We start from the raw sequence: 12104 nt of genomic DNA on the forward strand, positions 1-12104 counted from the left end.
GTGACGGCCCCGGCGAGCAGCGGGACCGTACCGGCGGGCAGGCCGAAGCCGTCCGGGGAGCCGGCGAGCAGCGGCGCTCCCAGGACGTACGCGAGGCCGGGCAGGGCGAAGACCAGGCCGCGCAGCAGACAGGCGGACAGGGCGGTGTGCCAGGGGTCGGCGGCCGGGCCCGCGGCGGCCGGGTAGCGGCGCTCCACGCGCGCGTAGAGGTCCTCGGCCAGCTCGAAGGAGTCCTGGCGGCCGTAGGTCGTCCGGATGTGGGCGTCGGTCATGCCGTCGGATTCCAGGATGGCCGCGACCTCGTCCGGGTGGACGGCGGCGGCGATCAACTCCTCCAGGCGCAGGGCCAGTTCGTCGATGGGGTCCGCGGCGGCGCCGTGCGGGCGCTGGCGCGGGATGAAGGGCAGGGTGTCCTGCCCCTCCTTGCCCAGCCAGAGCGAGCCGCTCACCAGACGGACCCGTCCGAGGCCAGCTCCCGGTACCAGGGGTCGGTGAGTTCGAGCGTCCAGTCGTCCGACTCCCGGGGCATCTCGACGCGCTGCTCGGCGGCGGCCGCGTACGCCGGTACGGGCTCCGTGGCCCCGGCGAGTTCGAGGTAGATCCGGCGGAAGCCGTCCACGGACCGGTGCAGCGTGAACTGGTCGACGACCCGGCTGCGGGCCAGCGCGCCCAGCTCGGCGCGCCGTTCGTGGTCGCGCAGCAGCGAGAGCGTGGCCTCGGCCATCAGCGCGGGTTCGCGCGGCGGCACCACCAGACCGGCGTCGCCGACGGCCTCGCGCACCCCGCCCACGTCCGTGGACACCGTGGCGCGGCCGCAGGACATCGCCTCTATCAGCGAGAAAGGGAACCCCTCACTGATGCTGGAGAGCATCACCAGGCTCCCCGCCGCGTAGGCGCCCGCGACATCGCTGACGCGGCCCTCGTAGCTGATGCCGTCGGTCACGCCGAGTTCGGCGGCGAGCTTCTCCAGCTTGGTGCGGTAGTCCGCGTTGCCCGCCGGGACGGGGCCGAACAGCCGCAGCCGCACCTCCGGCAGCTCCGCCCTGACCATGGCGTACGCCCGGATCAGGGTCTCCAGGTCCTTGATGGGGTCGATGCGCCCGCACCAGCTGAGGGTGGGCACCGCGGGGTCGGGGCCCGCGTGCGGGAAGAGGTTGGGGTCGACGCCGTTGTAGACCGTCCTGATGCGGTCCACCGGCGCCCCGCCGCGCTCCTCCCAGCGTCGGTTGTACTGGTTGCACGGGGTGATGAGGTCGGCCTGGCGGTACCCCATCGAGTTGAGCTCGCGGTAGAAGCTGAGGATCACCGACTTCACCGGCCAGGTCTGCTCGCCCGTGCGGTAGCCGAGGTAGCGCTCGCGCAGATAGATGCCGTGTTCGGTGAGGAGGAAGGGCACGCCGTCGAAGTACTGGGCGGCGAGCGCGGGCAGGGTGGCGAGGCCACTGCTGACCGCGTGCGCCACACAGTCCTCCGGGAGCCGGGCGGCCAGTGGGCGCAGCGCGTGTTCGAGGAGGTCGGTGGCGGTCAGGGCGTCGTGCACGGTGGGCCGTGCGGCGGCTATCTGAAGGTGCGGCATGGTCCAGATCCACATCAGCGACCGCAGCGCGGCCTCCGAGCGCAGCGCCGCCGAGAGCCGCCCGTCCCGGGCCAGCCGCGCCAGGGCGTACAGCCCCTGGGTGAAGTCGCAGCCGGACTCCGGGTCGAGCATCGAGAGCAGGAACCGCTCATAGATGTCTATGAAACGGCGCCGCTCCTTGCCGAGGAGTGGCCGCCGCCCCGGCGCCGGCCCCCACAGGGGGAACGCCGTGTGCCGGTACACGTTCGGCGGCAGCTCCCAGGTGACCGGCTCGCGGCCGCTGCCGGTGAGGGCCAGGACATTGAAGTCGACCTCCGGCATACCGCGGACGAGCTGGTCGCACCAGGTGCTCACGCCTCCGTGAATGTGCGGATAGGTGCCTTCCGTGAGCATGGTGACATGACGGCCACTGCTCGGCATTGGTGTCCCCCCTGGACAGCGAATGTCAGTCGGCTGGTCAGGCCGGAAGCTTCAGCGTGATCGCCGCCTGGAGCGGTCCCGGTGAGGACCAGGCGGAGCGCTGACCCGCGTACGGCGTGCCGAACACGGTGGTACCGAGGAGCTGTTGCTGGCGGGTGCCCTCGGGTGCGGTGACGGGTGCCACCACGCCCGACGGCGCCTGGACGGTCACGGTGGTACCGACGCGGTACGCGGTGACCTTGCCGTCCTCGACCGCCTTGGCCCACGCGGCCTGGCGGCCGAGTTCGGTGCCGATGTCGCGCTGGCGCAGGTTGACGACGGGCGCGCTGTCCGCGAACAGACCACGATAGTCGCCGAGCACCTTGTCGAGGACCGGGTAGAGGAGCCGCTCCTCGGCCAGGTTGGACTGGTGGACGTAGTGCGGCCGCGGGTCGTTGCCGAGCACATGGCGCAGTGCGGTGCCGGCCTCCTGGGGAACGATGTGGGACTGGTAGCCGGTGGCGGTGTCCAGCGGCGCGGACAGACAGGTGGACGTCGGGTTGTTCTCGCAGATCCCGCTGCCGCCGTCCGCCTTCGAGGTGTAGATCCAGTTGTACTCGTCGGTCATCTCGGCCGCGCTGCCGACGTTGTAGTACACGTTCATCGGGTAGCGCGGCACCGTGAGGGCCTTGCCGACCGGGCGCTGCTGCGGCTCGCGCGAGTTGTCGCTCCCGATCCACTTGACCCCGGCGTCGAGGAGCCCGGCGGCCAGGTTGGGGTTGTCCTGGGGCTGCTGCGGCAGGGTCTTCAGGCCGGAGTGCTCACCGGTGACCAGTTCGGTGCGGTCGACCGGAAGGCCCTTCTGCACGCCCCACTGGTAGTTGTTGTTGATCTGGCCGGAAATATCGCTCCGGCTCACCCACTTGGTGCTGCCGTCGGCGTTCTTCGCACACGTCCAGGGCACGGTGGTGGTGTCCTGGACGCAGCCGAGGAACGCGTGCGTGTACGTGTGGTTCTCCCAGCGGAACTTGGCCTTGTCGGCGAGGAGCTGGGCGGTGAGCGCGTCGGTGCCGCCGTGCTCGGTCTTCCACTCCTCGCCGGAACCCGCGTTGTACAGCAGGTCAAGGGTGAAACCGCTGCTCTGCTCCCACTGTGCGGCGTACTGCGCGTCGGCCGCCGTCATACGGATGTCGGCCGTCTCGCCCCCTCCGCCGGCGCAGTCGAAGTCGCCGGGTGTGCAGTTGAGCGTGCTGTCCCAGCGGGCGTCCGGCGCGAAGACATCGTCGACATGCACGGCAAAATAGTTGCGGCTCTGCCCGAGGTGTACGCCTTGAGTCAGCCATTCCACCATGCCGCGGGCCAGCACCTTGAACTGCTCCTGGTACTGGTTGTAGGCGAAGGTGACGACCAGTTCGCTGCGCCCGTCGTGGGTGTAGGACCCGACCAGGGAGCCGCCGGTGGGCGCGGTGAGATAGCTGGTGTAGCCCTCCCGGGGATGGCCCGCGTACCCGTAGCTCTCCGCCACCGACGCGGAGTTGTCCTCGAAGAGGACCGTTCCGTCGAGGTAGTTGAAGGGCCCCGTCAGGCCCGCCGGGCTGACCTGGGTCCTGGCGCCGTCGAGCACCCCGGCCCAGCCGCCGTTCTGGTCCGTGTAGTCGAGCCCGACCTCGGGGTGGGCCCAGGTGTAGGCGTCGATCTGGCGGATGCCGAAGGTCTTCTCGTACGCCGCGAGCGCGGTCTGCTCGGGGGCGTCGGCCGAGCCGAACGGGATCTCGTTGGGCGCGACGACGCCCTGGAACTTGGCGCGGGGCCGCCCGCCCACCGTGTCGCTGAGGAATGCCGCGTCGACCCTCGGGCGCCCGGCGTCGCCCAGCTTCACCGTCTGGTACGGCAGCCCGATGCTCCTGAGCTGGGCCACCAGCGCGTCCACCGCGCTGCCCCCGTCGTCCAGGACGAGCACCTTGAGATCGATGCGCGGAGGTGTCGTCGCCGTCTCGGCACCGGCCGCGGGTATGCCCGCCGCCAGGAGCCCGGCGGTGAGCAGAGCCACCGTGGTTCTGCCCGTGTTCATGCGGTTCGCCTTCTTCAATGTTTCCCCCCTCATGGGGGCCCTTCCGCATGCGTGCGCACATGGCAGGACCTGTGAAGATGATGCAAAGGAGCCACCTGCGCCCTTGCCCGAACGGGCCGAGTGTGACTGAGCTCTCACAGTCTGGCGGGGGAACGTTGAAGAGACACCACGGATGAGTGAATTGCCGCCGCCGTGATCGAAGCGCACCTGCGCGCGTACGCTCGTATCCGCGCCCAACTCGGCCGAATTACGATGCGCCGGGGCACAGCCGACCCATCCCTCGGCTCGGAAACTCAACGGAAGAGAGACTTCACCACCGTGACTGCTCTGACTCTCAGCACTGCTGGTGCCGCGACGCTGCGCGCCGACGCCGTCGTCGTCGGCATCGCCAAGGGCACTGGGCCCAAGGGGGGTCTGGTCGTCGCGCCGGGCGCCGAGGCCGTGGACAAGGCGTTCGGCGGCAAGCTCGCCGGCGTCCTGGAGACCCTGGGTGCCTCCGGTGCCGAGGGCGAGGCGACCAAGCTGCCGTCGCCGTCCGGCCTGAAGGCGCCGGTCGTGCTGGCCGTCGGACTCGGCACGGCCCCGGGGAAGGACGAGGCGTTCGCCGCCGAGGTGCTCCGCTCCGCCGCCGGCGCCGCGGCCCGCGCGCTCAACGGCACCAAGAAGGCCGCGTTCGCGCTGCCCGTGGAGGCGGCCGAGGACGTGGCGGCCATCGCGGAGGGCGCGCTGCTCGGTGCGTACGCCTTCACCGCGTACCAGGACGGCGGCAAGGGCGCGAAGGCGCCACTGGCCGAAATCGCCTTGATCGGCGCCAAGCCGCGTGACAAGGCTCACAAGGCCGCCGCCGAGCGCGCCATCACGCTGGCCGAGGAGCTGAACCGCGCCCGCGACCTGGTGAACACCCCGCCGAACGACCTCTACCCCGAATCCTTCGCCGCAGTCGCCACCGCGGCCGGCAAGGAGCACGGCGTCAAGGTGCAGGTGCTCGACGAGAAGGCGCTCACCAAGGGCGGCTACGGCGGCATCCTCGGCGTCGGCACCGGCTCCGCCAACGCGCCCCGCCTGGTGAAGATCGCCTACACCCACCCGGCCGCGGCCAAGTCGCTCGCCTACGTCGGCAAGGGCATCACCTACGACTCGGGCGGCATCTCGCTGAAGCCGGCCGGCCACAACGAGACGATGAAGTGCGACATGGCCGGCGCCGCCGCCGTCTTCGCCGCCGTCGTCACGGCCGCCCGCCTCGGCCTGAAGGTGAACGTCACCGGCTGGCTGGCGCTCGCCGAGAACATGCCGTCGGGCACCGCCACCCGCCCGGGCGACGTCCTGCGCATGTACAGCGGCAAGACCGTCGAGGTCCTCAACACCGACGCCGAGGGCCGGCTCGTGCTGGCCGACGCCCTGGCCAAGGCCTCCGAGGAGAACCCGGACGCGATCGTCGACGTGGCGACCCTGACCGGCGCCATGATGATGGCGCTCGGCAGCCGCACCTTCGGCGTGATGGCCAACGACGACGCCTTCCGCACCGCCGTCCACGAGACGGCGGAGGAGGCCGGCGAGCAGTCCTGGCCGATGCCGCTCCCCGCCGACCTGCGCAAGGGCATGGACTCCCCGACCGCCGACATCGCCAACATGGGCGAGCGGATGGGCGGCGGCCTGGTGGCCGGTCTGTTCCTGAAGGAGTTCGTGGGCGAGGGCATCACCTGGGCCCACCTGGACATCGCGGGCCCGGCCTACAACGAGGGCGCCCCCTTCGGCTACACCCCCAAGGGCGGCACCGGCTCCGCGGTCCGCACCCTGGTCCGGCTGGCCGAGCGCACCGCCGACGGCGAGCTGGGCTGACCCCATGTGACACCGATGGCCTCGGGCATATGCCCGAGGCCGTTCGTGTTCCGTCCCCGTACACGTCCGGATTGCGCTCTGGACGAAATCCGGAGGTACGTACACGTCGATCGCCCTCCCGCGGGGCGATCGGCCGTCCCGGAGCCCGGCCCGGCGTCCCGCCTTCCGGCAACAAGTGCGAAGATGGGTTCTCGGCAGGACAGGGCCCCCACCACAGGGCCGACGAAGACAGCGGCCGAACACCAGCCGCCGCCCGGTCACGGGACCGGCGCCCGGCGCACATGCATGGAGGACGTGACGTGGCGAACGACGCCAGCACCGTTTTCGACCTAGTGATCCTCGGCGGTGGCAGTGGCGGCTACGCCGCGGCCCTGCGCGGAGCGCAGCTGGGCCTGGACGTCGCACTGATCGAGAAGAACAAGCTCGGCGGCACCTGCCTGCACAACGGCTGCATCCCCACCAAGGCCCTGCTGCACGCCGGCGAGATCGCCGACCAGGCGCGCGAGGCCGAACAGTTCGGTGTCAAGGCCACCTTCGAGGGCATCGACATCGCGGCCGTCCACAAGTACAAGGACGACGTGATCTCGGGCCTGTACAAGGGCCTCCAGGGCCTGGTCGCCTCCCGCAAGGTGACGTACATCGAGGGTGAGGGCCGCCTCTCGTCGCCCACCTCGGTCGACGTCAACGGGCAGCGCGTCCAGGGCCGCCACGTCCTCCTGGCGACCGGCTCCGTGCCGAAGTCGCTGCCGGGCCTGGAGATCGACGGCAACCGCGTCATCTCCTCGGACCACGCGCTGACCCTGGACCGCGTCCCGCAGTCCGCGATCATCCTGGGCGGCGGCGTCATCGGCGTCGAGTTCGCCTCGGCGTGGAAGTCCTTCGGCACCGACGTCACCGTCGTCGAGGGCCTCAAGCACCTCGTCCCGGCCGAGGACGAGAACTCCTCGAAGCTTCTTGAGCGCGCGTTCCGCAAGCGCGGCATCAAGTTCAACCTGGGCACCTTCTTCCAGAAGGCCGAGTACACCCAGAGCGGCGTCAAGGTCACGCTGGCCGACGGCAAGGAGTTCGAGGCCGAGGTCCTCCTCGTCGCCATCGGCCGCGGCCCGGTCTCGCAGGGCCTCGGTTACGAGGAGCAGGGCGTCGCGATGGACCGCGGCTACGTCCTCGTCGACGAGTACATGCGCACCAACGTGCCGACCATCTCGGCCGTCGGTGACCTCGTCCCGACCCTCCAGCTCGCGCACGTCGGCTTCGCCGAGGGCATCCTGGTGGCGGAGCGTCTGGCCGGTCTCAAGACCGTCCCGATCGACTACGACGGTGTGCCGCGCGTGACGTACTGCCACCCCGAGGTCGCCTCCGTCGGCATCTCCGAGGCCAAGGCCAAGGAGATCTACGGTGCGGACAAGGTCGTCGCTCTGAAGTACAACCTCGCGGGCAACGGCAAGAGCAAGATCCTCAAGACCGCGGGCGAGATCAAGCTCGTCCAGGTCAAGGACGGTGCCGTGGTCGGCGTCCACATGGTCGGTGACCGTATGGGCGAGCAGGTCGGCGAAGCCCAGCTGATCTACAACTGGGAGGCTCTGCCGGCCGAGGTCGCGCAGCTCATCCACGCGCACCCGACGCAGAACGAGGCTCTCGGCGAGGCGCACCTGGCGCTGGCCGGCAAGCCGCTGCACTCCCACGACTAATTGCCCTCGGGCGCGACGACCACTTCCGCAATTCTGTAAGGAGAAACTGAAACCATGTCGGTTTCCGTAACCCTTCCGGCGCTCGGCGAGAGCGTCACCGAGGGCACCGTCACCCGCTGGCTGAAGGCCGAGGGCGAGCGCGTCGAGGCCGACGAGCCGTTGCTCGAGGTCTCGACCGACAAGGTCGACACCGAGATCCCGGCCCCGGCCTCCGGCATCCTGGCCTCCATCAAGGTGGCCGAGGACGAGACCGTCGAGGTCGGCGCCGAGCTGGCGATCATCGACGACGGCACGGGCGCGCCCGCCGCCGCCCCGGCTCCGGCCCAGGCCGAGGCCCCCGCCGCCGCTCCCGCTGCCCGCCCCGGCCGACAAGGCGTTCGCCGCCTTCGACAAGGGCTCCGGCAGCCAGTCCATGGCCACCACCATGGCCTTCGTCCGGCTGGTCAAGGACCTCATCCGCGACAAGGAGACCGGCAAGCGCTGGGTCCCGATCGTCCCGGACGAGGCCCGTACCTTCGGTATGGAGTCGCTGTTCCCCTCGCTCGGCATCTACTCGCCGAAGGGCCAGACGTACGAGCCGGTCGACCGCGACCAGCTGATGTACTACCGCGAGGCGAAGGACGGCCAGATCCTCAACGAGGGGATCACCGAGGCCGGTTCGATGGCCGACTTCATCGCCGCGTCGTCCGCGTACTCCACGCACGGCGAAGCGATGATCCCGTTCTACATCTTCTACTCGATGTTCGGCTGGCAGCGCACCGCCGACCAGATGTGGCAGCTCGGCGACCAGCTGGGCCGCGGCTTCCTGGTGGGCGCCACCGCCGGTCGTACGACGCTGACCGGTGAGGGCCTCCAGCACGCCGACGGCCACTCGCCGGTGATCGCCGCGACCAACCCGGCGGCGCTCACCTACGACCCGGCGTTCGCGTACGAGATCGGCACCATCGTCAAGGACGGTCTGCGCCGGATGTACGGCGAGGCGGCCCCGGGCGAGGACCAGAACGTCTTCTACTACCTCACCGTGTACAACGAGCCCATGCCGCAGCCCGCCAAGCCGGCCGGGATCGACGAGGGCATCATCAAGGGCCTCTACCGCTTCAACACGGCCGAGTCGGCCGGGCTGGACGTGGCGACCGCCAACCCCGCGCGCATCCAGCTGCTCGGCTCCGGCACCGCGATCCACTGGACCCTCCAGGCCCAGAAGCTGCTCGCCGAGGAGTGGGGCGTGGCCGCCGACGTGTGGTCCGCGACCTCCTGGACCGAGCTGCGCCGCGACGCCCTGGAGGCGGACGCCGCGCTCCTTCGCGGCGAGGAGCGGGTGCCGTACGTACGGCAGGCGCTGGCCGGTGCCGAGGGCCCGGTCCTCGCGGTCAGCGACTACATGCGCCAGGTCCCGGACCAGATCGCGCAGTGGGTCGAGCAGGACTACTCCTCGCTCGGCGCCGACGGGTTCGGCCTCTCCGACACCCGTGACGCGGCCCGCCGCCACTTCGGCGTCGACGCCCAGTCGATCGTGGTCGCGGCCCTGGCCCAGCTGGCCCGGCGCGGCGAGGTCAAGGCCTCGTCCGTGAAGGAAGCCCGCGAGCGGTACGGCCTGTAAGGCCACAGGAAGCGTGTACGCCCCCGGGGGCGCGGCTCTGTGCCGCGCCCCCGGGGGCGTTTGTGTGCGAACTGCGCGAGCGACCCGGCACGGTCCGCAGCCGAACAGAAACGCCCTACGCGGCGCGGGCATCATTGCCCCATGCGTGCCGCCCGACTCATCAAGATGGTCCTGCTCCTCCAGTCACGGCCGTCGATGACCGCCGCCGAGCTGGCGCGCGAGCTGGAGGTCTCCGAGCGCACGGTCACCCGGGACGCGCAGGCCCTCGGCGAGGCGGGGGTGCCGGTGTACGCGGACCGGGGCCGGGCCGGGGGCTACCGGCTGATCGGCGGCTACCGCACCCGGCTCACCGGGCTCGACCGGGACGAGGCCGCCGCGCTGTTCCTGTCCGGGGTGCCGGGCGCGCTGCGCGAGATGGGCCTGGAGGACGCGGCCTCGGCCGCCCGCCTCAAGGTGTCGGCGGCCCTGCTCCCCTCGCTGCGGGACGCGCCCGCGAGCGCCGGGCGGCGCTTCCATCTGGACGCGCCCGCCTGGTGGCAGGAGCCGGGGACACCCGAGCACCTGCCCGCCGTGGCCCGCGCCGTATGGGCGGACCTGGCACTGCGGGTGGTCTACCGGCGCCGCGACGGGGAGTCGGTGGAGCGCCTCCTGGAGCCGTACGGGCTCGTTCTGAAGGCCGGGGTCTGGTACGTGTGCGCCCGCGCCGGGGGCGAGCGCCCGGGCTTCCGGGTGTACCGGCTCGACCGGTTCGACGAGGTGGCGCGGAGCGGGGAGGCGTTCGTCCGGGACGAGTCCTTCGACCTGGCCGGGTTCTGGGCCGAGCGGGCGGCCTCCTTCGCCCGGGCGATGCTCCGCGAGACGGTCCTGGTACGGGTGTCGACGGCCGGGGCCGCCCGGCTGCCGTACGTCACGGGCGACCGGGAGTCGGTCCTGGCGGCCCTGGAGGCGGCCGAGGCGGACGGGCGGGGCCGGGTGACCGTGGCGCTGGCCGTGGAGTCGTACGACGTGGCGTACGAACAGCTGATGCCGCTCGGGCCGGAGGTGGAGGTGCTCGAACCCACCGCACTGCGGGAACGGTTCACCGCCGCCGCCCGCGCGATGGGCGGACTCTACGGCGGTTCACCGGGCGGCCGGGACGGCGTGGCCCGGTGAACCGGGACGGCCGGGCGAGTCGATCCGGCCGCCCGAAGGGCTGATTTGCGCGGCTCCGCGTGCGCGCCCACCCGCCAGCCACGATGCTGGATCCCGTGATGGACGAGACGGAATTCTGGGAGCTGATCGACAGCACCCGCGAGGACGCCGAGGGCGACCCCGAGGACCATGCGGAGCTGCTGGTGGAGCGCTTGCTGCAGCTCGACCCGGATTCCGTCCTGGACTTCGCCAGGCACTTCGAGGCCCGCTACAACCGCGCCTACGCCTGGGATCTGTGGGGCGCGGCGGCCGTGCTGCTCGGCGGCGCCAGCGACGACGCGTTCGACTACTTCCGCTGCTGGCTCATCGGCCAGGGCCGTGAGGTGTTCGAGGGCGCGCTGCACGACCCGGACCACCTCGCCGAGCTCCTGGACGACTTCGACGAGGAGATCGACGGGGACGGCGAGGACCTCGGCTACGCGGCGGACGAGGCGTACGAGCAGCTCACCGGGGCCGTCGCACCCGATCTGGGCATCTCGCCCCAGCCGGCCGAACCACTGGGCACCCCCATCGACTTCGAGGACGACCGCGCCCTGGCGGAACGGTTCCCCCGGCTGTGGGAGCGGTTCGGCACCGGGGCCTGAACCGGGAAGGGGCAGGGCCCGTTTCGCGGGCCGGTGGGGCGCACCTCCACCGAGCCGCCTAGCCGGTCCCCCGGGCCAGCACCAACAGCGCCACGTCGTCCTTGGCTCTGCCCGCGTACCGGAGCAGGTCGTCGCGTACCGCCTCCGTGAGCCTGGTCATGCCGCCGTCGTGGGTGGCCAGCGCGGGCAGTCGCTCCGCCAGCGGGTAGAAGTCCCCGGCCCCGTCGCGCGCCTCGGTGACCCCGTCCGTGTACGCGAGGATCCTGTCCCCCTCGGCGAGCTCCACCCGCAGCTCCCCGGGTGGCGCGAGGCCCGCCAGGCCCAGGCCCAGCGGCGGCGCGGGCGCGACGGCCAGTTCGGCGGCGGTGCGGCCGCGCAGCAGGAACGGCCGGGGGTGGCCGCAGCTCACCACCCGTACGACCCGCTCGTGCGGCGGGAACTCCAGGAGGAGCGCGGTCGCGAACAGCTCGCCGTGGCCGTCGGATCCGGCGTCGACCACCAGGCGGCGGTCGAGGCGGGCGGCGACCCCCGGCAGCGTGGGCTCGTCCAGGACCGCCTCGCGGAAGGCGCCGAGCAGCGCGGCCACCGTGCCGACCGCCGCCAGACCGTGGCCCTGGACGTCCGCGATCACCGCCCGTACGCCGTGCGGGCCCTCGCGCACGTCGTAGAAGTCGCCGCCGACCAGGGTGCCGCGCTGGGCGGCCTGGTAGAGCCCGGCGCAGCGCACCGGCCCCACCGCGTCCGGCAGCGGCGGCAGCACCGCGAGCTGGGCGGCCTCCGCGACGGTACGGACGGTCACCAGCTGGTGGTCGCGGCGCTGGCGCACCCAGGCCACCACGATGCTGAAGACCACGACGACCGCGAGGGTGACGATGTCGCCGGATTCCGGGTACCAGTCGCGGGTGTGCGGCAGCAGGATGCCCGTGAAGGTCACCGTGGCCAGGACGACGGTGCCGACCGGGCCGTAGGCGAAGGCGGCGAGCGGCGGCACGGCGGCCAGGAAGTAGCCGAGCTCGACCCCGTTGGGGGTGGTGAGCTGGGCAGCCGTGATCCCGGCGAGGACCACCACCGGCAGCGCCCGCTGCCACAGCGGCCGGCGGGCCACCGGCAGCAGCCCGGACGCGCCCTCGTCCACCATGGCGAGACTCCTCGGCCG

The 12104-nt window shown here is 71.7% G+C and carries 7 protein-coding genes and 2 pseudogenes; 6 read left to right on the forward strand and 3 right to left on the reverse strand.

The genetic code is table 11. The features are described 5' to 3' along the window. Window positions 1-445 precede the first annotated feature (445 nt). Together pelF and A8W25_RS08555 are read right to left on the reverse strand one after the other, a co-directional pair. Complete coding sequence (pelF, locus tag A8W25_RS08550; RefSeq protein WP_067158330.1) at window positions 446-1996, reverse strand: GT4 family glycosyltransferase PelF; 1551 nt, start codon at window positions 1994-1996, stop codon at window positions 446-448. Window positions 1997-2033: 37 nt separating this feature from the next. Beyond that, the gene (locus tag A8W25_RS08555; RefSeq protein WP_067160821.1) at window positions 2034-4046 is read right to left on the reverse strand and encodes a hypothetical protein; all 2013 of its coding nucleotides are present in this window, start codon (window positions 4044-4046) and stop codon (window positions 2034-2036) included. 318 nt (window positions 4047-4364) lie between these two features. Here A8W25_RS08555 and A8W25_RS08560 point away from each other — a divergent pair, with 318 nt between their 5' ends. The 6 genes and pseudogenes from A8W25_RS08560 (at window position 4365) to A8W25_RS08585 (ending at window position 10948) form a co-directional block, all read left to right on the forward strand. Beyond that, entirely contained in the window at window positions 4365-5885 is a 1521-nt protein-coding gene (locus A8W25_RS08560; protein WP_067158332.1) for a leucyl aminopeptidase, read from the forward strand. Between the two features lie 299 nt (window positions 5886-6184). After that, on the forward strand, window positions 6185-7573 hold the full coding sequence (gene lpdA / locus A8W25_RS08565) for a dihydrolipoyl dehydrogenase (protein WP_067158334.1): 1389 nt from the start codon (window positions 6185-6187) through the stop codon (window positions 7571-7573). A 54-nt stretch (window positions 7574-7627) separates the two neighbouring features. Then, window positions 7628-7930, forward strand: a pseudogene (locus A8W25_RS32105) (biotin/lipoyl-containing protein); the annotation flags it as partial. Next, window positions 7914-9173, forward strand: a pseudogene (locus A8W25_RS08575) (transketolase-like TK C-terminal-containing protein); the annotation flags it as partial. The pseudogenes A8W25_RS32105 and A8W25_RS08575, both read left to right, overlap by 17 nt. Before the next feature lie 141 nt (window positions 9174-9314). Next, entirely contained in the window at window positions 9315-10325 is a 1011-nt protein-coding gene (locus A8W25_RS08580; protein ID WP_199831702.1) for a helix-turn-helix transcriptional regulator, read from the forward strand. A 98-nt stretch (window positions 10326-10423) separates the two neighbouring features. Then, a complete protein-coding gene (locus tag A8W25_RS08585; protein ID WP_067158338.1) occupies window positions 10424-10948 on the forward strand; it encodes a DUF4240 domain-containing protein in 525 nt (174 codons plus the stop codon). A 58-nt stretch (window positions 10949-11006) separates the two neighbouring features. Here A8W25_RS08585 and A8W25_RS08590 read toward each other — a convergent pair whose 3' ends face one another. Then, the gene (locus tag A8W25_RS08590; protein WP_067158340.1) at window positions 11007-12086 is read right to left on the reverse strand and encodes a PP2C family protein-serine/threonine phosphatase; all 1080 of its coding nucleotides are present in this window, start codon (window positions 12084-12086) and stop codon (window positions 11007-11009) included. Window positions 12087-12104 lie beyond the last annotated feature (18 nt).

Origin of the sequence: Streptomyces sp. ERV7, from assembly GCF_001653515.1 — a bacterium.
Taxonomy (GTDB): domain Bacteria; phylum Actinomycetota; class Actinomycetes; order Streptomycetales; family Streptomycetaceae; genus Streptomyces.